The sequence below is a fragment of the Blastococcus sp. SYSU DS1024 genome, assembly GCF_054050795.1.
Window position 1 is genome coordinate 43179 of the sequence record NZ_JBJHAA010000016.1, and the last position, 19938, is coordinate 63116.

Annotated in this window: 20 protein-coding genes, 1 tRNA gene and 1 other RNA gene; 13 read left to right on the forward strand and 9 right to left on the reverse strand. The window is 75.3% G+C overall.

Features of this window, described 5'->3' with window-relative positions:
- The first annotated feature begins 63 nt into the window (after positions 1-63).
- Positions 64-135, forward strand: a tRNA-Val gene (locus ACI79S_RS14835).
- A 24-nt stretch (positions 136-159) separates the two neighbouring features.
- Here ACI79S_RS14835 and ACI79S_RS14840 read toward each other — a convergent pair.
- Positions 160-951, reverse strand: coding sequence for an esterase/lipase family protein (locus ACI79S_RS14840; protein ID WP_456594212.1), 792 nt, complete (start codon positions 949-951; stop codon positions 160-162).
- 210 nt (positions 952-1161) lie between these two features.
- On the opposite strand from ACI79S_RS14840, the gene ACI79S_RS14845 reads away from it, so the two are divergent.
- Positions 1162-2073: an alpha/beta fold hydrolase gene (locus tag ACI79S_RS14845; protein WP_456594213.1), complete on the forward strand. Its 912-nt coding sequence runs from the start codon at positions 1162-1164 to the stop codon at positions 2071-2073.
- On the opposite strand, the gene ACI79S_RS14850 is transcribed toward ACI79S_RS14845, so the two are convergent.
- From ACI79S_RS14850 to ACI79S_RS14865, 4 genes are all read right to left on the reverse strand, one after another.
- A complete protein-coding gene (locus tag ACI79S_RS14850; RefSeq protein ID WP_456594214.1) occupies positions 2070-3083 on the reverse strand; it encodes an NAD-dependent epimerase/dehydratase family protein in 1014 nt (337 codons plus the stop codon). The genes ACI79S_RS14845 and ACI79S_RS14850 overlap by 4 nt on opposite strands.
- A complete protein-coding gene (locus ACI79S_RS14855; protein WP_456594266.1) occupies positions 3080-4528 on the reverse strand; it encodes a WS/DGAT/MGAT family O-acyltransferase in 1449 nt (482 codons plus the stop codon). Before ACI79S_RS14855 ends, ACI79S_RS14850 begins: the two co-directional genes overlap by 4 nt.
- A 158-nt stretch (positions 4529-4686) precedes the next feature.
- A complete protein-coding gene (locus ACI79S_RS14860) occupies positions 4687-5667 on the reverse strand; it encodes an alpha/beta fold hydrolase (protein ID WP_456594215.1) in 981 nt (326 codons plus the stop codon).
- 69 nt (positions 5668-5736) lie between these two features.
- Positions 5737-7698, reverse strand: coding sequence for an FUSC family protein (locus ACI79S_RS14865; RefSeq protein ID WP_456594216.1), 1962 nt, complete (start codon positions 7696-7698; stop codon positions 5737-5739).
- A 61-nt stretch (positions 7699-7759) separates the two neighbouring features.
- Between ACI79S_RS14865 and ACI79S_RS14870 the strand changes: the two genes are divergently transcribed.
- Positions 7760-8572, forward strand: a complete 813-nt coding sequence (locus tag ACI79S_RS14870; protein ID WP_456594217.1) for a Nif3-like dinuclear metal center hexameric protein — start codon at positions 7760-7762, stop codon at positions 8570-8572.
- Positions 8573-8589: 17 nt separating this feature from the next.
- Here ACI79S_RS14870 and ACI79S_RS14875 read toward each other — a convergent pair whose 3' ends face one another.
- Positions 8590-9366, reverse strand: coding sequence for a hypothetical protein (locus tag ACI79S_RS14875; protein WP_456594218.1), 777 nt, complete (start codon positions 9364-9366; stop codon positions 8590-8592).
- Positions 9367-9430: 64 nt separating this feature from the next.
- Here ACI79S_RS14875 and ACI79S_RS14880 point away from each other — a divergent pair, with 64 nt between their 5' ends.
- The 5 genes from ACI79S_RS14880 (at position 9431) to ACI79S_RS14900 (ending at position 13869) form a co-directional block, all read left to right on the forward strand.
- On the forward strand, positions 9431-11233 hold the full coding sequence (locus ACI79S_RS14880) for a carbon starvation CstA family protein (protein ID WP_456594219.1): 1803 nt from the start codon (positions 9431-9433) through the stop codon (positions 11231-11233).
- Positions 11230-11625, forward strand: coding sequence for a hypothetical protein (locus ACI79S_RS14885; protein WP_456594220.1), 396 nt, complete (start codon positions 11230-11232; stop codon positions 11623-11625). The genes ACI79S_RS14880 and ACI79S_RS14885 overlap by 4 nt, the downstream gene beginning before the upstream one ends.
- A gap of 59 nt (positions 11626-11684) precedes the next feature.
- Entirely contained in the window at positions 11685-12425 is a 741-nt protein-coding gene (locus tag ACI79S_RS14890) for a zinc ribbon domain-containing protein (protein WP_456594221.1), read from the forward strand.
- Between the two features lie 103 nt (positions 12426-12528).
- On the forward strand, positions 12529-13623 hold the full coding sequence (locus ACI79S_RS14895; RefSeq protein WP_456594222.1) for a bifunctional RNase H/acid phosphatase: 1095 nt from the start codon (positions 12529-12531) through the stop codon (positions 13621-13623).
- Positions 13624-13635: 12 nt separating this feature from the next.
- On the forward strand, positions 13636-13869 hold the full coding sequence (locus ACI79S_RS14900) for a hypothetical protein (RefSeq protein ID WP_456594223.1): 234 nt from the start codon (positions 13636-13638) through the stop codon (positions 13867-13869).
- Here ACI79S_RS14900 and ACI79S_RS14905 read toward each other — a convergent pair.
- Positions 13848-14603 (reverse strand): sulfite exporter TauE/SafE family protein, encoded by a 756-nt coding sequence (locus tag ACI79S_RS14905; protein WP_456594224.1) that lies wholly within the window; start codon positions 14601-14603, stop codon positions 13848-13850. The genes ACI79S_RS14900 and ACI79S_RS14905 overlap by 22 nt on opposite strands.
- A gap of 24 nt (positions 14604-14627) precedes the next feature.
- Here ACI79S_RS14905 and ACI79S_RS14910 point away from each other — a divergent pair, with 24 nt between their 5' ends.
- Positions 14628-14987: a DoxX family protein gene (locus tag ACI79S_RS14910; RefSeq protein WP_456594225.1), complete on the forward strand. Its 360-nt coding sequence runs from the start codon at positions 14628-14630 to the stop codon at positions 14985-14987.
- A 47-nt stretch (positions 14988-15034) separates the two neighbouring features.
- Positions 15035-15754: a PIG-L deacetylase family protein gene (locus ACI79S_RS14915; RefSeq protein WP_456594226.1), complete on the forward strand. Its 720-nt coding sequence runs from the start codon at positions 15035-15037 to the stop codon at positions 15752-15754.
- Between the two features lie 9 nt (positions 15755-15763).
- Here the strand turns inward: ACI79S_RS14915 and ACI79S_RS14920 are convergent, their stop codons facing one another.
- Positions 15764-17344 (reverse strand): DUF222 domain-containing protein, encoded by a 1581-nt coding sequence (locus tag ACI79S_RS14920; RefSeq protein WP_456594227.1) that lies wholly within the window; start codon positions 17342-17344, stop codon positions 15764-15766.
- A gap of 100 nt (positions 17345-17444) precedes the next feature.
- On the opposite strand from ACI79S_RS14920, the gene rnpB reads away from it, so the two are divergent.
- Positions 17445-17846: RNase P RNA component class A (gene rnpB, locus ACI79S_RS14925), an RNA gene on the forward strand.
- A gap of 139 nt (positions 17847-17985) precedes the next feature.
- On the opposite strand, the gene ACI79S_RS14930 is transcribed toward rnpB, so the two are convergent.
- Complete coding sequence (locus ACI79S_RS14930) at positions 17986-18693, reverse strand: class I SAM-dependent methyltransferase (RefSeq protein WP_456594228.1); 708 nt, start codon at positions 18691-18693, stop codon at positions 17986-17988.
- Between the two features lie 114 nt (positions 18694-18807).
- Here ACI79S_RS14930 and ACI79S_RS14935 point away from each other — a divergent pair, with 114 nt between their 5' ends.
- Positions 18808-19467: a prepilin peptidase gene (locus tag ACI79S_RS14935; protein ID WP_456594229.1), complete on the forward strand. Its 660-nt coding sequence runs from the start codon at positions 18808-18810 to the stop codon at positions 19465-19467.
- Positions 19468-19653: 186 nt separating this feature from the next.
- Positions 19654-19890, forward strand: coding sequence for a Flp family type IVb pilin (locus ACI79S_RS14940; RefSeq protein WP_456594230.1), 237 nt, complete (start codon positions 19654-19656; stop codon positions 19888-19890).
- Positions 19891-19938 lie beyond the last annotated feature (48 nt).

A 19938-nucleotide genomic window follows, 5' to 3' on the forward strand; every position in this document is an offset into this window, starting at 1 on the left:
CCAGGGCCTCCCCGCCGGCTCGCGAGTGGCGAGGGGCGGGGAGGTCCTTACGCTGGGCCGGCGGGGCGCGTAGCTCAGCGGTAGAGCTCTCGCCTTACAAGCGAGCGGTCGCAGGTTCGAACCCTGTCGCGCCCACAACCCCGCCGGTGCCCGGACAGGTCAGGCGGCGGCGTCGACCCGGCCCGGCGCGGCCGGCTTCGGGAACGCCGGCCGCAGGAACGCCGGCGCCTTGAACGGCGTCCACTCGCCCTCGGGCTGCGCCAGCCGGTCGGCGATGGCCCAGAGCGCCGCCGGGTGGTGGCCGATGCCGAGGTGGCTGGCCGTGACCGCGATGTTCTCGCAGCGCTCGCCGGGCACGTTCAGGCAGGTCTGCCAGTGCACGATGCCGTCGAAGTGCGAGTAGATCGACGTCGCGGGCACCGGCAGGGGGCAGCCCTCGGACTCCAGCGGGAACTCGCGCCGCTCCACGTGCAGGTGGGCGTAGCGGTCGAACGCCTTGGTGGCCCGGGTCTGGCTGTGCCGCTCGATGCGGAACGGGCTGCCGAGGGTGATCACCTGGCGCACCTGGTCGGGGCACTGCCGGGCGAGATCGCGGGCGAAGATGCCGCCCAGGCTCCAGCCGATGACGGTCACCTCGCGCCGGTAGCGGTTGTGCAGGTAGTCGAGCTTGTCGCGCAGGCCGTTCACGCAGATGGCGGTCGGGCCGATGTTGCGGCCCAGCCCCCACCCGTGCACCCGGTAGCCGAGCCGCCGGAGCGTCGCCCGCAGCACCCGGGTGGAGGAGTCGTCGGCGAGCAGGCCGGGGAGGACGAGCACCGGGTGCCCGTCGCCCTTCGGCAGTCGCTGGGCCAGCGGACGGGCCGCCAGGTAGAGGCCGTAGTCCGCGAACGCCCTGGTGGGCTCGCTCAGGTAGAGCGGGAGCGCCGGACCGTCACCCTGCTGTCGTGCCACGTCGTCCTCCAGGCTGCCGTCCATTCGTGCACGGGCTCTACCAAGATGCGGCCTGGCTCACACCTGGCGGGGGCGCACGCGCGGGCACATGTTGCCGAACTGTGTCCTGAGTCATAGCGGACGTTCGCGTTCCGCGCCTCGCGGCCCGCCCGCGCTGCGCCCGGTGGCACCACGTGCCACCGTACGGACGACGACGGCGAGAGGAGCGGGATGGGCGAGGACGGCACACCCGGGCGGAGCAGCACGGTGGACCTCGACGGGCCCGTGCACTACCTCGACTTCGGAGGGCCGGACGACGGCCCGGCGGTCGTGCTGGTGCACGGGCTGGGCGGCTCGCACCTGAACTGGGACCTCGTCGCGCCGGCGCTGCGAGAGCACGCGCGGGTGCTGGCCCTCGACCTGCCGGGTTTCGGGCGGAGCGAGCCCGGCGGCCGCACGGCCAGCGTGCCGGCCAACGTGGCCGTGCTGCACCGCTTCCTCACCCAGGTGGTCGGTGAACCGGCCGTGCTCGTCGGCAACTCGATGGGCGGGATGCTCTCCATCCTCGAGGCCGGGGAGCACCCCGAGGCCGTCCGCGGGCTGGTGCTGCTCGACCCCGCCGTGCCCGGCCCGCGCCGGGCGCTGGATCCCCTGGTGGCCGTCACGTTCGCGCTGTACGCGATCCCGTTCGTCGGGGAGCGCTTCCTGTGGTGGCGGCGGCAGCGCACGTCGGCGCTGGTCCGCGTGCACGACATGCTCGAACTGGTGGGCGTCGACCCCGAGCGGGTGCCCGCGGAGGTCATCGACCGGTCGGTCACCCTGATCGAGGAGCGCCGGGACGTCCAGGGGATGGACCGGGCGTTCCTCGCCGCCGCCCGCTCGGTGCTCCGGGTGCTGGCCGATCCGCGTCGCTACCGCGCCGCGATGGAGTCCATCGACGTCCCCGTGCTCCTGGTCCACGGCGACCGCGACCGGTTGGTGCCGGTGCAGGCGGCCCGGGAGATCGCGCGGCAGCACCCCGCCTGGCGGTACGCCGAGTGGGCAGGCGTCGGTCACGTGCCGCAGCTGCAGGAGCCGGAGCGCCTGGTGGCCGAGGTGCTGGGCTGGATGCGGGACGCGCGGCTCGCCGGGTCGCGGGCCTAGCTCCCCCCGCCGGGGCGGAGCGTGTCGCGCAGCGCCTCCAGCCCGGTGTAGCGCGGCCGCCAGCCGAGCTCCTCGCGGGCGCGCGTGGTGTCCATGATCGCCGGCCGGGTGGCCGCCTCGACCCACTCGGCCGCCGGCGGCAGGAACGGCAGCCGGGAGACCACCCGCGCCGCGGCCTGCGCGGGTGCGGCGGGCAGCGGGATCGCGATCGCGCCGAACTCCCGGGCCACGTCCGCGGCGGTGAGGACGCCGTCGCCGGCGATGTTGTAGGCACCCGGCGGACCCGCGCCCAGGACGCACAGCAGCAGTGCCTGCCCGACGTCGTCCTCGTGGACGAACTGCAGCGGGTGGCGGGGCACCAGCATCGGGACGGGGACCGGCAGCCGCCGTGGCCGGTCGAACAACCGGCGGCCCAGCGGGGCGAGCGGACCCGGGAGCACGTCCTTGCCGCCGATGGCGTGCGGACCCACCACCACCGGCGGGCGGAGCAGGTAGAGCGCCAACTCGGGTGCCGTCGCCAGCTCGTCCTGCAGCAGGTGCTCCAGCTCGGCCTTCTCCTGGGCGTAGAACAGTCGCGCCGCCGGGCGCACCGGCCACTCCTCGGAGATCTGCTCCGGGTTGTCGCGGTGGAAGCCGTAGGCGGCGACCGAGGAGGCGTAGACGAACCGCCGGGCGCCGACCGCCGCCGCCGCGCGGAACACGTTCAGCGTGCCGTCGACGTTGATCGCCCGGGTCGTCTCCCGGGAGGCGTTGCCGGTGATCAGGAAGGCCAGGTGGACGACGACGTCGGCGCCGGCGAACGCCTCCTGCAGCCCCTCCGGGTCACGCACGTCGCCCTGCCGGTAGCGCATCTTGGTCCAGCCGCGCTCGGCCGGGTCGAACGGGCGGCGCGCGATGCCGATGATCGACCCGACGCGGTCGTCGTCCTGCAGCAGCGGCACGAGCCCGGCGCCGAAGGTGCCGGTCGGCCCGGTGACGGCCACGGTCAGCCCGCGCCCACCGGCGCTCACCGGGCGGCTGCCCGGGCCTTGGTCGTCCCCCGGGTGGGCTGCTCCACGTCGGGCGTGGCCTCCTCCGCGCGGGCGAGCTCGAGCAGCTCCTCGATGCCCCGCCGGATGCCTCCGGACAGGACGTCGACGTCGGGGAAGGCGTCGAAGTCGGCGTTGACGCCGAAGGTCATCGTGTCGAGGTAGCTGAAGATCCCGATCGAGCAGCGGGTGCCGCCGGCGATCGGCACGTAGGCGTGGGCCGAGCACATCCGGCTGCCCAGCACGTAGAGCGGCACCCGCGGCCCCGGCACGTTGGTGGTCACCGCCTGGCACCACATCTGCCCGGCCTGCATGGCCGAGCGCACACCGAGGGAGAGCAGGGTGGGGGCGACGAAGTCGCCCATCGAGATGATCGTCGGGACGTCGACGGCCTGCATCGCACGCTTGTACTCGTCCATCTGCCCGCGGATCGCGCGCAGCCGCGACACCGGGTCCGGGTCGCCGACGGGCAGGTCGACGAAGACGCAGGCAACCCGGTTGTTCAGCGATCCGCGCTGCTGCTCGGAGCGGACCGAGACCGGCACCATCGACCGCACCACCAGGTCCTCGGAGGAGAGCTCGCCGCGTCCCTGCAGCAGGTCCCGGAACCCCTTCGTGATCGCGGTGAGGACGACGTCGTTCACCGTGCCGCCCAGCGCGGTGCGCACGGACTTGAACTCCTCGAACCGGCCCTGGGTCCACGCCCAGCGACGGTGCGGTCCGATGTGCCCGTTGAGCGACCGGGCGGTCGGGGTCACGGCCTGCTTCGCCAGCGACGGCACGGTGCGGGCCAGCGTGCGCCCGGACTCGGCGAGGCCGCGGACGTTGCGGACGGTGCTGCCGACGGAGGGCAGGCTGGTCAGTGTGCGCAGCGGCTGGGTGGCCGCCTCGGTGACCGCTCCGGCGACCAGGGCCAGCGACGAGGGATCGCGCCGCGGCGTCCAGTCGCGGGGGTCGTCGTGGGTGGCCTCGGGGTCCAGGTCGAACATCAGCTGCATGAGGTCGGTGCCGGCGACGCCGTCGACCATGCAGTGGTGGACCTTGGAGATGAGTGCCCAGCGCCCGTCGGCCAGGCCCTCGACGAGCCAGAGCTCCCACAGCGGCTTGGCCATGTCCAGCCGCTGGCCGAGCACGCGGCCGGCGAGGTTGCGGAGCTGCTCGTCGTTGCCCGGGGAGGGCACCGCGGTGTGCCGGACGTGGTACAGGATCTGGAAGTGCGGGTCGTCGACCCACATCGGGCGGCCGAGCTGCAGCGGTACCTCCCGCACCCGCTGCCGGTACCGCGGCACGAGCGGCAGCTTGCTGAGCAGCAGCCGGACCACGTCGCCGTAGGTCGGTGCCGGTCCTTCGAACACGGCTACCGACCCCACGTGCATGGGGGTGTTCTCGCTCTCGGCGAAGTAGAACCCGCTGTCGAGGGCACTCATGCGGTCCACGTCTCACTCCTCGCCGCCCTGGTCGCTCTGCTCGGACCAGGGCCTCGCACGTCCCGGATGGTGGCCGCCGAAGGTAGGTGTGTCCCTCCGTGCAGGCAAGTCAGCAGTGTGGCGGCGGCCACACCTTCCGGTGCCCCGTATCCGGCCGGTCAACCGGCCTTCCGGCGCTCGACCTCGACCCGGTCGAGCAGCCCGGTGAACGCGCGGTCTACCACTGCCGTGCGGGTGAGGTTGACGCTGTGCCCGGCCCCGGGGACGACGACCAGCTCGGCGCCCGGGCCGACCGCCTCGGCGATCCGCCGTCCGTGGGCCTCGGGGGTCAGCCGGTCGTGCGTCGCGGCCACCACGGTCACCGGCACGCGGCGCAGGACCTCCAGCGCCGCCGTCTCGTCGTGGTCGAGGAAGGTCGCGTAGAACGCCATCGTCACCGGCAGCGGCGTCTCCTCCAGCAGTTGCTGCACCAGGCGCACGCTGCGCGGATCGGCGTCGTCCTTCCCGAACAGCAGCCGCCGGATGGCCCGCCGGCCGAGCCGCGTGCCCCGCCGGCGCCACCGCTCCAGCGTCGGGGCCAGCAGCTGCAGCAGCCAGAGGTACAGCGGCAGCAGCCGCAGCCGGCGCATCAGCCTCACCGCGGTGCCCAGGACGCCGGTGCTGACCAGCCCGCCGGCCGAGGTGGCGAGCAGGAAGACCCCGACGACCCGGGTGCCGAACAGCTCGGGGCGCTGCCGGGCCAGCGCGAGGATGCTCATCCCGCCCATGGAGTGGCCGGCGAGCACCACCGGGCCGGCGGGGGCGACGGCGTCGAGCACCTGCCCGAGGTCCTGGCCGGTGCGGTCGATCGTGGCCCGCGTCAGCGGCGTCCAGCCGGACCGGCCGTGGCCGCGCTGGTCCCACAGGACGAGCCGGGCCCGGTCCCGCAGCGCCGCGCGCTGGAGCTGCCACTCCGCCAGCCGTGCGGTGAACCCGTGGCAGAGGACGACGGTGAGCGGTGCGTCCTCCCCACCGCCCCCGCCCGGCCCGTCGAACTCCACGTGCAGGTCGCAGCCGTCATCGGTGGTCACCGTCCGGGAGCCCGGCGGCGGGGGGCCGTCGAGCGGGGACACGGTCAGCAGCGGCGGGTCGTCGGGCACGGCGCCATCCCAGGCCCCCGGCGCGGCACGCGCAACCGGGGCTGCCCCGGCGTGCCCGCGGCCGTCGGCTCAGTGCCCCCCGCGGCGCCCGGGGGCGGTTTCGCGCACCAGGCGGCGGGCGGCGTCGACCTCGCGGGCCACCGGGGCCAGCACGCCCTCTGCGTGCAGCTCCGCGTCGTCCGGCACGACGGACGCCCGGACGTCGTCCTCCAGGCCGCGGATCGCCCGGCGCAGGACGGCCACCTGGGCGAGGTCGGGGGCCGGCTCGCCGCCACGGCTGGCGATGACGGCCTCGGTGACCGCGTCGGCCGCGCGTTCCAGCTGCACGATCACCGGCCACCACGCGGCCGCCCGCGTGCTGATCGGCGGTGGCTCGGCCAGGCGCCGCTGCAGCTGGGTCTGCAGCTCGGTGAGCGCGCGGTAGCTGCGCCGGCGGGCGCGCCGCCGCTCGGCCGGGCCGCCGGTGAAGGCGGCCGCCACGAACGCGTCCAGGCTGCGGGCGGCGTCGCGCAGCGCCTCGTCGAGCGGGGCGCGCCAGGTCTGCGGCCACAGCAGGTAGCCGAAGACCAGCACGATCGCGCAGCCGATCAGCGTGTCCAGCAGCCGGGCACCGACCAGCCCCGGCCCGGCGGGCAGCGCGAGGTCGAGAAGCAGAATGATCAGCGGCGTCTGGAACACCGAGAACAGGCCGAAGTTGGCGTTGCGCGCCCACGGCAGCACCGCGGCCGAACCGGCCAGCGCCACGAGCACCCACCCGTTGCGGGGGAGCACCGCGAGGAGAGCGGAGCCGAGCAGCACGCCGAGGAGGGTTCCGGCGCCCCGCTGCACCGCCCGGGTGAACACCGAGCCAAAGTCGGGCTTCAGGACGATCGCGACCGTGAGCAGGACCCAGTACGGCCGCTCGATCGGCAGGTGCTGGCGGGCGATCTCGGCGATGGTCATGCACAGCGACAGCCGGACGGCGAAGCTGCGGGCGTCGGCGCTGGCGAGCGTGCGGTCGGCCAGGTCGTGGAGGCGGGTGCGGAGGTCGGGCCGGGCCACCGCCGCGGCCGCCGCGCCGGCCCGTTCCTCGGGGTCGCCCACCACGTTCCACACCAGCCGGACGCCGTGCCGGACGGCCCGCACGGCCGGGTGGCCGTGCTCGAGCGGAGCGGGGCGCTGCTCGACCAGCTCGCCGCGGCCCGAGACGGCCGCCGCCAGCGCGTGCGCGGCGGCGACGTCCTGCGGATCCGGGGGGATACCCGCGCGCGCGGCGGCGACGGCGCCCTCCACGAGCGGCGCCGCCGCGTTGAGGACGCCGGCGAGCTCCGAGAGCTCCCGGCTGCGACCGGCCGACCGGCTGCGACTCCGGATGACCCGGTCGTAGGCCGCGTTGAGCGCCGTGGTGAGCGCCCGCCGGGCCTCGGGGGCCGCGTCGCCGCCGACCGCCGCCAGGAGCTCGCCGATGCGGGTGAAGACGGCCGCGACGGCGGACCGGTCGGGGTCCAGCGGCTCGGTGCGGGCCTGGGCCAGGGTCGCGACCGTCGCCCATGCGGCGCCGCAGAGGAAGAACCCGACCTCGGCGGCGAGCGGCAGCGGTGTCACCAGGCCCGAGGCGAGGGCGGTGTAGACGAGCAGCTGCAGCGCGCCCAGGGACAGCGTGGCGTTGACGGCGCTGATCAGCGCGGCGGCCGCCGACAGCGCGGCGATGACGGCCACCGGCGCCCAGCCGCCACCGCTCGCGTACTGGCCCACGAGCAGGCCGAGTGTGCCGAAGAGCGTGGCGGCGGCGATCCGGCGCAACCGCTCGCGCAGCGGGCCGGGCTGGGGCGCGAGGCTCGCCGCGAGCGCCCCGATGGTGCCGAAGACGCCGGCGCCCAGGGGCGCGGCGGAGTCCAGGCCGCCCATGGCGACGGCGACGCCCAGGGGGGCGGGGATCGAGACGGCGAACCGGGCGACGTCGCGCCAGGGGACCGGCGGCGGCGTGGTGCGCACCAGCTCCTCGAGCCAGGCGGGGGCCCGCAGCGATCGCTGCCCACGCCGCCGCACCACGCTCCGAAGCTTGGCACTCCACCGGGCCGCCCGTGCGCACCCCCGCCTACCCTGACCAGCCGTGACCGTGCAGCTCGGGAAGGTCCTCGCCGCCCTCGATGCCCGATACGACCCGGCTCTCGCCGAGGGCTGGGACGCCGTCGGCCTGGTCTGCGGGGATCCAGCGGAGCAGGTGCGGCGGGTGCTGTTCGCCGTGGACCCGACCGCGGCGGTCGTCGACGAGGTGGTGCGGACCGGTGCGCAGCTGCTGGTCACCCACCACCCGCTGTTCCTCGGCCCGGTGCACGGCGTGCCGGCCGACGACCCGCGGGGGCGGCTGGTGCACCGGCTGGTCCGGGCCGGCGCCGCGCTGTTCGTCGCGCACACCAACGCCGACCGGGCCCCGCGCCACGGGGTCAACGACGCGCTGGCGGCGGCGCTCGGCCTCGAGGACGCCGTGCCGCTGGAGCCGACGGCCGCGGACCCGCGGGCCGGGCTCGGCCGGGTGGGCCGGCTGCCGGAGCCGATGACGCTGCGCCGGTTCGCCGAGCACGCCGCGGCCGCGCTGCCCGCCACGGCCGGGGGCGTCCGGGCCGCCGGTGACCCCGACCGGCGGATCACCACGGTCGCGGTCTGCGGCGGCAGCGGTGGCTCGCTGCTGGGCGCCGCCGCGGCGGCCGGGGCCGACGTGCTGCTCACCAGCGACCTGAAGCACCACCCCGTGTCCGACGCGCTGGAGGTGCCCGGGCCGGCGCTGTGCGACGTGGCGCACTGGGCCTCCGAGTGGCCGTGGCTGCCGGTGGCCGCCGACGTGCTGCGCCGCGACCTGGACGGCGCGGTGGAGGTGGCCGTCGCCACCCCGCGGACCGATCCCTGGACCCACCGGGCGGGCTGACCGGGGCGTCCGCGCGGTCAGCCGTGGCCGGCGGCCCGCAGGGCCTGCACGCAGCCGCGCTCGAGCGCGCGCTGGCGGCGGATCCGCGCGAGCAGCCCCGGCACCGGCTCCAGCTGCCGGGTCGCGGCCGGCCGCACCCCGGTGAGCCGGCCGTCGGCGTAGCGGCCGGAGGTGGTGTGCACGGTCCACCGCTCGACGTCGGGCACGGAGAGCTCCTGCCCGACCAGCACCGCCGGGCCGGCCACCTCCGGCGGTCCGCCCGGCAGCGCGAGCGGATCGGCGTCCCAGTCGGGGATCCGGACGGTGCGCACGTGCAGGCCGCCGTCGTCGACGGCGAGGACCGCGTCGGCGGGGCCGTCCCGGCGCCCGCCCGCGGTGACGTCGGCGGGATCGAGCACCAGCACCAGGCGCGGCAGGTACCACCAGTGCTCGCGGCGCAGCATGTGCGAGTCGGCCAGCGCCCGGGAGGGCGGGTGCTTGCGGAGCTCCTGGTCCAGCAGCTCCTCGGTGAACAGGTCGCCGTCGCCGTCCTCGACCAGGGTGAGGCGGCCGGTGGCCACCAGCGGCGCCCACCGGGAGCCGGTCAACCGTGGCTCGGAGAGGACCAGCGCGGCCGAGCCGGCAGCGGCGGCGGCGCGGGCGGTCGCCACGTGCGCCCAGGGCAGCGCGACCGCCGGCCGGCCGCCGAGGACCAGCGGGACGACGCCGGTGGCCGCCGGGGGCCCGTCCGGCGTGGACCACAACAGTTCGGCCACACCCGCGGCGTGGAGCGCGGCCAGACTTGTGGGGTCCATGGCCTGAGTGTTCACTCCCTCCGACGGCGGCGACGAAGCCGCCCTGGACCCAGGGGGTTCTGCCGTGCCCGCGTTCGTCGTGGCCGCCGTGGTCGGGGTGCTGTTCTTCCTCGGCTACCGGTATTACTCCAGCTACCTGGCCCGGAAGGTGTACGCCCTCGACCCGGCGTTCGTCACGCCGGCCCACCAGTACAACGACGGCAACGACTTCGTGCCGACGAACAAGCACGTCCTGTTCGGCCACCACTTCACCTCGGTGGCCGGGGCGGCACCGATCGTCGGCCCGGCGATCGCGGTGTTCTGGGGCTGGGGCCCGGCCCTGACCTGGATCGTCCTGGGCACCATCTTCGCCGCCGGCGTGCACGACTTCGGAGCGCTGGCGGTGTCGGTCCGGCACAAGGCCAAGAGCATCGGCACGCTGGCCGGCGAGGTCATCAACGGCCGGGCCCGGAAGCTCTTCCTGGCGATCATCTTCTTCCTGCTGACCCTGGTGAACGCGGTGTTCGCCGTGGTGATCGGGAACCTGTTCGTCGCCAACCCGGGTGCGGTCATCCCGATCGTGCTCGAGATCCCGCTGGCCATCGCGATCGGCGTCTACATCTACCGGACGCGCTCCTCGGCGCTGATCCCGTCGATCGTCGGCGTGATCGTGCTGTACGCCCTCATCCTGGTCGGCAACGCCTTCCCGATCTCGCTCGACGGGCTCGCCGAGGCGCTGGGGGTGGAGCAGACCCGCAACGTCTGGGTGGTCCTGCTCTTCGCCTACACGTGGATCGCCTCGCGCATCCCGGTGTGGGTGCTGCTGCAGCCGCGCGACTACATCAACAGCCACCAGCTGTTCATCGCCCTCGGCGTCATCGCGCTGGGCGTCATCGTCGGCATGAACACCATCCAGGCGCCGGTGATCAACGACGTGCCCGAGGGATCGCCGAGCTTCTTCCCCTTCCTCTTCATCACCATCGCCTGCGGGGCCATCTCCGGCTTCCACTCCCTGGTCTCCTCCGGCACGACGTCCAAGCAGCTGGACAAGGAGACCGACGCCCGCTACGTGGGCTACATGGGGGCGGTCGGCGAGGGGTCGCTGGCCACCGGTGCCGTCCTGGCCGCCACGGCCGGCGTCGCCGCGTCCCAGGCGGACTGGGAGGCGCTCTACCCGGACTTCGCGACCGCCTCGAGCGGGGCGACCGGCAACTTCGTCAACGGCGTGGCCCAGTTCGCGAACAACATCGCGATCCCGCTCGACCTCGCGACGATCTTCGCCGCCGTCGTGGTCATCAGCTTCGCCGCGACGACGATGGACACCGGGGTCCGGCTGCAGCGCTACGTCGTACAGGAGATCGGTGAGCTGCTCGGCATCCGGGCGCTCTCCCGCAACCTCACGGTCGCGACGACCATCGCGGTCCTCATCCCCCTCGGCATGGCGCTGCTGCCCGGCGGAGGCGAGGCGGGGTACACGTTCGGCGTCCTGTGGCAGCTGTTCGGCACCACCAACCAGCTCACCGCCGGCCTGGCGCTGTCGGTCATCGCCGTGTGGATCACCCGGCGCGGCCGCAACCCCCTCGCCGCGCTCATCCCGCTGGTGTTCCTGCTGGCCATGACGTCGTGGGCGTTGATCGTCAACCTGCGCAACTTCGTCCGGGACGACCAGTGGGTGCTGGCCCCGCTGGACGCCCTGATCTTCGTCCTGGCGGTCTGGCTGATCGTGGAGGCGGCGCTGGCCCTCCGCACCGCCTACCGCGAGCGGCCGTCCGCCCCGGTGGACGGGTTCGGGACGGGCGAGCCGGACGCGGTGGCGAAGGCCAACCCCGAGGTCGGCGAGTCGACGGCCGGGCCCACCGAAGGGCCGACCGGGACCTCGCGCAGGTGACCTCGCGGGTCGTCCTCGTCCGCGGCTCCCGGGCCGCGGGCGGGGGCGGCGGCTGCTGCAGCGGGGACGTGCGCCCCTTCGACGACGGGGGCTCGCACGCCCACGCGCCCCGGGCGGACCCGGTGGGGGAGGTGTACCGGGCGCTGCGGGCGCGGCTGCCGGCCGACGTCGCGATCGAGGTCGTCTCGCCGTCGAACTGGCTCTGGCTGCTGCCGGAGCTGGTGAGGGCCGGGCGCCGCCGCGGGCTCCGGGGCGCCGCGTTGCGCCGCTCTGTGCGTGCGGGGATGGCGGTCGAGTCGCTCGTCGTCGACGGCGTGGTGCTCGCCTCCGGTGGCCTGCCCGCACCCGCCGCCGCCGTCGACGCGGTGGAGGCGGAGCTGTCGCTGCGGTGACCCGGCCGCGTGCGGGTCACCGGCGCGGAGCGCCACCGGGGCGCGGGTAGGTTGAGCGCGTGAAGGTCGACCATTTCGAGCAGCAGAAGCTCCTGGAGCTCGCGGCGGAGGACGTCGCCCTGACCCAGCTCGCCCACCGGAAGCGGACGCTGCCGGAGGCCACGGCCGTCGAGGCCGCCGCGGAGACCGAGCGGACGCTCGGGGACGACGTCGTCCGGGCGGAGACCGAGGTCCGCGACCTGCAGCGGGAGGTGTCCCGCCTGGAGGCCGACGTCGAGACGGTGCGGCAGCGCGCGACCCGCGACCAGCAGCGCCTGGACGCCGGCGGGGTCACCGCGCGGGAGACCACCAGCCTGCAGCTGGAGCTGGAGTCGCTCGCCCGGCGCCAGGCGACCCTGGAGGACCAGGAGCTCGAGCTGATGGAGCGCCTGGAGACCGCCGAGTCCACCCTGCGGGCGGCGCAGCAGGCGCTCGAGCAGGCGCGGGCCGACCGGGAGCGCGCGGAGCAGCTGCGCGACGACGCGCTCGCCGACATCGCCGACTCCACCGCCCGGCACGAGAGCGCGCGCGCCGCGGTCGCCGGCGGCCTCTCCGCCCCGCTGCTGACCCTCTACGACCGGGTCCGCACCCAGACCGGCAGCACCGGGGCGGCGATGCTCAGGGCGCGGCAGTGCCAGGGGTGCCGGCTGGAGCTGAACGGCCGTGAGCTGGCCGCGGTCCAGAAGGCCGACCCGCACGAGGTGGTGCGCTGCGAGAACTGCGGGCGGATCCTGGTGCGCACGGCCGAGTCCGGGCTGTGAGGACGACGGGCGAGGGAGCATCGCCACAGGCTGGGGGCACCTCCCGCTTGCGGGGGACAGCGACCGAGGAGCGGATCGAGCCCGGAGTCGAACGGGGAGCGCTGTGACCCGCCGGTTCGTCGTCGAGGCCGACGGCGGCTCGCGCGGCAACCCCGGGCCCGCCGGCTACGGCGCGCTCGTGCGGGACGCGGAGACCGGCCGGGTGCTCGCCGAGCGCGCCGCGTCGGTGGGCCGGGCGACCAACAACGTGGCCGAGTACGGCGGCCTGGTCGCCGGGCTGCAGGCGGCGCTGGACCTCGACGCCTCCGCCGAGGTCGAGGTGCGGATGGACTCCAAGCTCGTCGTCGAGCAGATGTCGGGCCGCTGGAAGATCAAGCACCCCGACATGCAGCAGCTGGCGCTGCAGGCCCGCGCGATCGCGCGGAAGCTGGGCGGGGTCCGCTACACCTGGGTGCCCCGCGCGCAGAACGGCGCCGCCGACGCCCTCGCCAACAGCGCGATGGACGGCAAGCCGGTGCACCGCGACGCCGCCGCCGAGCCCAGCGTGGCCGAGGACGACGTCCAGCCCACGCCGGAGCCCGCCCCGGTGGTCACCACGGTCACCCACCTGCTGCGCCACGGGCAGACCGAGCACACCCCCGAGCGCCGGTTCAGCGGCCGCAACGAGCTGCCTCTGTCGCGCACCGGGCGGGCCGAGGCCGAGGCGGCGGGGGAGCGGGCCGGCCAGCTGGGCATCGAGGTCGTCGTCGCGTCGCCGCTGCGCCGGACGCGGGAGACCGCCGAGATCGTCGCCGGGCGCCTCGGGCTGCCGGTGGAGTTCGACGACGACCTGCGGGAGCTCGACTTCGGTGACCTGGAAGGGCTGACCTTCGACGAGGCGCGCTCCCGGCACCCTCTCGCCGTGCGCCGGTTCATGGCCGACGTGACGGTGGCCGCGCCCGGTGGGGAGTCGATCGCCGACGTGAGCGCCCGGCTGGCCGGCGCCCGCCGGCGCATCCTCACCCGGCACGCCGGGAAGACGGTACTGGTGGTCAGCCACGTCACGCCGATCAAGCTGCTGCTCGCGGCCGGGCTCGGGGTCGACGACGACGTCGTCCACCGGGTCTTCCTGGAGGCAGCCTCGCTGTGCACGGTCGCCTGGAGCTCCGACGGGCGCACCTCGGTGCGGCTGGTGAACGACACCGCGCACCTGCGCTGAGGCGGTTCCGGGATGGCGAAGCGGGCGATGGCGTGGGCGGTGGGCGTGACGCTGCTCGCGTTCGGCCTCCCGGCGCTGCTCCAGGTCGGGCGCGAGGGCAGCGGCGACGTCCTGCTCCCGCCGGCGGGTGAGCTGGGAATCCTGGCCCTCTCGGTGGTCCTCGTACTCGGGCTGACGTTCCTGATCGCCTACGGGGTGCAGCGGTGGAACCGGAGACGGGCTGGTCAGACCCGGGTGAACAGGTAGACCGACACCGCGACGCCGAACGTCACGATCACCACCCGCAGCAGGGTCGCGGGGATGCGGGTGGCGATCCGGGCGCCGAGGAACCCGCCGACCAGGCCGGCCGGGGCGGCGACGGCGACGACCACCCAGTCGACCGGGCCGAAGAGCCCGAAGACCACAAGGGTGACGGTGGCGGTGACGGCGGAGAGCGCCGACTTGAGCGCGTTGGCCAGCTTGATCCGTTGCAGGCCGATGCCCAGCACGCCCACGAGGATGACCCCGAGCGCGCCCCCGAAGTAGCCCCCGTAGGCCGTGGCGAAGAAGAGCACCACGTACAGCCACCCCGGGTCGCGGCCGGGCTCGGCGGCGTCGACGCCGGACAGCCGCCGGGTGATCGCGGGCTGGACGGCCAGGAGCAGGCTCGCCAGCAGCACCAGGACCGGGACGAGGACGTCGAAGGCGTCCGACGGCGTGGTGAGCAGCAGGACGCTGCCGGCGAGGCCGCCGAGCACCGCCACCGCGCCGAACCGGAGGAGCCGCCGGCGCTGGCCGGCGTACTCGGGGCGGAACCCGGCGACGCCGCCGAGGTACCCGGGCCACTGGGCCAGCGAATTGGTGACGTTCGCCGCCACCGTGCCCAGCCCCAGCGCGACGAGGGTGGGGAAGAGGATCAGGGAGCCACCGCCGGCGATGGAGTTGACGGCTCCCGCCAGCAGCGCGACGCCGGCCACGATGAGCAGCTCGGCGGCGGACACGAGCGGTGACCCTACGGTGGGCCCATGCGGACGCCGGGGAACGCGACGTGGCTGGCTGCTCTGCTGGGCGGCTCCGGTGTGCTGCACCTGGTCCGGCCGCGCACGTACGAGTGGCTGGTGCCACCGGAGCTCGGCGACGCCCGGGCGTGGGTGCTCGCCAGCGGGGTGGCCGAGATCGGTACCGCCGCCCTGCTCGCCGCGCCGCGGACCCGGCGGGCCGGCGGGTGGTCGGCCGCGGCCCTGCTGCTCGCGTTCGTGCCCGCGCACCTGCACCACGTCCGGCTCGGCCGCGGGAAGCCGGCGGTGCTGGCGGCCGCGGTGGTGCGGCTGCCGCTCCAGGTGCCGATGGTCTCGGCGGCGCTCCGGGTGGCCCGCGGCCGCTGAGCGCCGCTGACCGCCCGCGGCCGACGCCGGCACGGCAGACTCGACCCGTGCCCGCACCGATGCCCGACGACTGGCAGCGCGCCCTCGTCGTCGCCGCCCACCCCGACGACATCGAGTACGGCCTCGCCGCCGCCGTCGCCGTGTGGACCGCGGCGGGCAAGGAGGTGCGCTACCTGCTCGCCACCCGCGGTGAGGCGGGGATCGCCGGGATGCCGCCGGCGGAAGCCGGGCCGCTGCGCGAGGCGGAGGAGCGCGCGTCGGCCGCCGTCGTCGGGGTGAGCGAGGTGGAGTTCCTCGACCTCCGGGACGGCGTCCTGGTGGCCGGGCCCGACCTGCGCCGCGAGCTCGCGGGCGGCATCCGGCGGCACCGGCCCGATCTGGTGGTGACCACCTGGGGCGGGGACACCTGGACCCTGCCCGGGGTCAGTCCCGCAGCCCTGAACTCGCCCGACCACCGGGCGCTGACCCGCAGCGTGCTCGATGCCGTCGCCGACGCCGCCAACGAGTGGATCTTCCCCGAGCTCGCCGAGGACCCGTGGCCGGGCGTGCAGTACATCGCGGTGCAGGCCATGGGCGGGGAGCCGCCGCACGCGATGGACGTGAGCGGGGGAGTGGAGGCCGCGGTCGCGTCGCTGGCCGAGCACCGGCGGTACCTCGCGGCGCTGTCCGACGAGCCGGTCGACGAGCAGGCACGGCGGCAGATCGACATGTCGACCCTGACCGAGGACGGCGGCCGCCGGGTGGGCTTCACGCTCTACTGGGGATGACGAGCGCGGTCAGAACGGGGGCGGGTCGTCGTCCGGCTCGGCTGGTGGCGGCTCGGGTGGTGCGGTGAGGACGCGGTAGCCGGGTGGTCGGCTGGTGCGGGTGACGCCGGTGGGGGTGATGACGGTGAGCACGCCGTCGTCGCTCATCGTGTGCTGCCAGCCGGGGGCGAAGGTCTTGAGCCGGTGGTGGTGGCGGCACAGGCAGCACAGGTTCTCGCAGGCGGTGGCCCCGCCGGCGGCGTGGGGCAGGACGTGGTCGATGTCGGCCCAGGCGGCGGGTGCGGTGCAGCCGGGGTGGCGGCAGGTGCGGTCGCGGGCCTCGAGGAAGCGGTGCTGGGCGGCCGAGGGGCGGTAGCGGTCGACTGCCGCCGGCGGGCCGAGCAGCGGGCAGTCGCAGGACCGGTCGGGGTGGTCGGGGTGGTGGGGGCAGCCGGTGCGGGCCAGCCGGGCCAGCTCCGCGCGGCCGGTGACGGCCCGCAGCTTTCCGGTGGCGTCGGTGAGCGCGATCTGCAGGCTGCCGCCGGGCGGGGCCTGGATGCTGCAGGCGTCGAGTTGGGTGAGCAGTTCGCGCAGGTGGGCGGCGGTGATCGGCTCCCCGTCCACCTCCCCGACCGGCGCGGGCGCCCCGCCTGTGACCGCTTCCGACGCAGTACGGGTGAAGGCGGGCGGGCGCGGCCCACCGGCGGCCAGGAACCGGCGGGGGGTCAATGCGTCCAGTGGTGCGACCACGGTCAGCTGGGCGGTCACCGCGGGCTGCTGCTGCCAGGGGCGCAGCAGCAGATCGGCCAGCGCTCCGGCGCGCAGCATCCCGATCGGCCGCGCATCCCCGGCGTCCTTCGCCGCGCGGGCGTGCCGATCCAGGGCGTCGCGGCAGGCGCGGGCCTCGGGATGGGGCAGCAGGGCGCGCAGCTCGCTCATCCCGTCCCCGACCGGGCGCACCGTCACATCCGCCCCGCGCCGGCGGGCCTCCCGCCGCCGGTCGGCCGCGGCGGCGTCGCGGGCCAGCAGCTCGGTGCGCACCGCCGCCCGCAGCTTCCCCACCCCCAGCTCGACCGCTCCCGGCAGCACCGCCGCCTCGGCGGCGGCGATCACGCCCGGGTCGGTGTCGGCGCCGGTGGCGGCGACCTCGGCGGCGATCGCCCGGGCTCGGGGCCAGTCCAGCCGCCCCAGCCGCAGCGCGGCGAAGGTGGCCGGCAGCACGGTGGTGAGCACGTGGGCGTGCTCCAGCTGCGTCACCGCCGCCGTGCGGCTGCAGTTCTGCACTGCGGCCAGCTCATCGGGCACGAACTCACTGGCCCCCGGCGGGCCGACCTGCCCGGCGCGTTCACCGCCGGGCAGCAGGTCGGCCGGGGCGGGGCGGGCGGCGGCCAGGTCCATCACCAGCTCCGCGCGCAGCGCGGCGAGCCGCGCCTCCGCGGCCACGATCTGCCCCAGCAGCTCCGCCGCCTGCGCAGCACTGCGCCGCGCCGGCAACCAGGCACTCAACGGCTCGTCCCACCGCTGCGGATCCGGATCCTCCAGCTCCCACGGCGAGGGCGCGTCGGACACCGGCGCCACGGTCACCCCGACCGCGAACCCGACCACCGACATACCCGCAGGCTAGGCAGGGGGTCTGACAGTTCCGGCCAACCCTTCGGATCGCTGTGGCCGCGTGTGGACCGGGACCTCGTAGACTGGACCGCACGACGGACGAGTCGGCTGGGCGGTCGCGTCGGCGGGGGAGACCCCGTCGCCGAGGAACGTCCGGGCTCCACAGGGCAGGGTGGTCGTTAACGGCGACCCGGGGTGACCCGCGGGACAGTGCCACAGAAAACAGACCGCCAGCGCTCGCGCTGGTAAGGGTGAAACGGTGGTGTAAGAGACCACCAGCACGCCGGGTGACCGGCGTGGCTCGGTAAACCCCACCCGGAGCTAGGTCAAGAAGGAACGGCGGTTCGCCGCCGTTCCGCGCAGGCGTTCGAGGGTGGCCCGCCCGAGCCTGCGGGTAGACCGCTGGAGCCTGCCGGCAACGGCAGGCCTAGATGGATGACCGCCCATCGGGAGGCCGCAAGGCGCCCGTGGACAGAACCCGGCGTACAGGCCGACTCGTCCGTCATCCCCCCAGATCCAGTGCGACGGGGAGGTCGTCGTCCCGACCTGCGGAGCAGGCCCTCGTCGCCGCCGGTCCTCCAGCTGACGAAGCGGTGAGCGGCCGGTCGGCGGGCGACCCCCGGCCCGGCGGCGCCGGAGGATCAGTCGGCGACGGCGGTGACGAAGGTGCAGATGCCCTCGCCGGAGTCCGCCCGATGCCGTATCCCGATCAGCCAGAGCAGGGCCGTCTCGATCCGGTGGGCGAGCTTGCGCGGCCCCTCGTACCAGGTGCTGCCGCCGGTGGTCACCTGGACGTCCCGGAACCCGGCCAGCCGGATGTGCTCGACGAGCATCCAGTCGGGGAGGATCGAGATGTGGCCGGGCTGGTGGTAGTGCCCGGGCCCGAAGATGAACGGGGCGCCGCGCAGGAACATCTTCAGCCGTGAGTGCGGGTGGGTGATGTTCGGGGTGCTCACGACCAGCCGGTCACCGGGGCGGAGCAGGGCCCGGATCGAGCGCAGCACCTGCCGCGGGTTCTCCACGTGCTCGAGCGTCTCGACGCACATCACCAGGTCGAAGGGGCCGCGGGTCTCCTCGGTCCACTGCGGATCGTCGAGGTCGAGGCGGTGGATCCAGTCGTGCGGCGGGTCGAGGTCGGTGGGGACGACGTCGAACCCGGCGTCCCGGAGCCGGCAGGCGAGCGCCCCGCAGCCGGCACCGACCTCCAGGACCCGGCCGCCGGTGGGCAGTGCCCGCCGGGCGAGCTCGACGGCGTACTCGTGCACTCCCGGGGCGGCGTGGATGCCGTGCCCCTGGTAGGACCCGGTCGCAGCGGTCCGGGACGTGGTGGTGCGCTCGTCGGCGGTCACCCTCGGGAGTGTGACCCACCCGCCGCATGCTCGCCCGTCGCGGCGTCGGCCGGGCCCCGGGGCGGGCCTGTGCCAGGGTGGGCACGTGGAGACCCCGGCCCGGTTCGTCGCCCCGTGACGGGAGCGGTCGTCGCCGTCGCCGCGGTCGGTGGCCTGCTCGTGGGAGCGGCCGCGAACCGGGCCGCGGGCGCCTTCCCGTGGGCCGCCGCCGGCCAGGCCACCCGGCGTTCCGCGGTGCGGCCGCCGGTGCTCGAGCTGCTCACCGCGGCGCTGTTCGCGCTCGTGGCGGTGCGGCTGGGAGCGGTCGCGGAACTGCCCGCCTTCCTGGTCGTCGCCGGGGCGGGGGTGCTCCTGGCGGTGATCGACCTGCGGCACCGGCTGCTGCCCGACCGGGTGACCGGCCCGGCGGTCGTGGCGACGGCGGCGCTGCTGGCGGGAGCCGCGGCGGTGCAGGGCTCCTGGGACGCGCTGCTCCGGGCCGGGCTGGCGGCCGCCGCGCTGTTCTGCGGGTACCTGGTCATGGCGCTGATCTCGCCCGCCGGCCTCGGCATGGGCGACGTCAAGCTGGCCGGGCTGCTCGGCCTGCCGCTGGGCTGGCTCGGCTGGCAGGCGGTGCTGCTGGGGGCGCTGGCCGGCTTCGTCGTCCAGGCCGCGCTGGCGTTGCTCCTGCTCGCCGCGCGGCGGATCGGGCTCAAGGGGGAGCTGCCGTTCGGGCCGGCCATGCTGCTCGGTGCGGCGATCGCGGTCGGCTGGAGCGGAACGCTCCCCGGCTGACGGCGTCGAAGCGGTGACGCCGCGTCAGCAGCGGCCCGGAGCCGTCCCTCGACCGGTGGAGCGCTGTCCCCTGATCGGGTGAGGGGCGCTCAAGGCCGGGTGTGTCCCGCACGACAACTCCCTCCAACGCCGCGAGGCCGGATCGCCCGATCCGGACCCGACGGCCCACAACCGGAGGAGAACCGCATGCTGATCAACGCCTACGCCACCCTGGCCAGCCTCGTCGCCGTCGCCCAGGACCGCCTCAAGAACGAGGAGAAGGGCGCCACCGCCGTCGAGTACGGCCTGATGGTCGGCCTCATCGCCGTCGTGATCATCGGCGCCGTGACGCTGCTCGGCACCGAGCTCAAGGGTTTGTTCACCGAGGTCGAGACGGAGATCGGCAAGGCCGGCGGCACCACCACCACGACCACCGGCGGCTGACCACTCGCTGCTGCGCGACGACGTAGCGGCACCGGCGCAGCGGCCCTC

Coding starts and splice junctions, on each gene's coding strand:
- ACI79S_RS14845 (WP_456594213.1), top strand. CDS start 1,162: ATGGGCGAGGACGGCACACCCGGGCGGAGCAGCACGGTGGACCTCGAC.
- ACI79S_RS14875 (WP_456594218.1), bottom strand. CDS start 9,366: ATGGACCCCACAAGTCTGGCCGCGCTCCACGCCGCGGGTGTGGCCGAA.
- ACI79S_RS14940 (WP_456594230.1), top strand. CDS start 19,654: ATGCTGATCAACGCCTACGCCACCCTGGCCAGCCTCGTCGCCGTCGCC.
- ACI79S_RS14855 (WP_456594266.1), bottom strand. CDS start 4,528: ATGAGTGCCCTCGACAGCGGGTTCTACTTCGCCGAGAGCGAGAACACC.
- ACI79S_RS14920 (WP_456594227.1), bottom strand. CDS start 17,344: ATGTCGGTGGTCGGGTTCGCGGTCGGGGTGACCGTGGCGCCGGTGTCC.
- ACI79S_RS14900 (WP_456594223.1), top strand. CDS start 13,636: ATGGCGAAGCGGGCGATGGCGTGGGCGGTGGGCGTGACGCTGCTCGCG.
- ACI79S_RS14910 (WP_456594225.1), top strand. CDS start 14,628: ATGCGGACGCCGGGGAACGCGACGTGGCTGGCTGCTCTGCTGGGCGGC.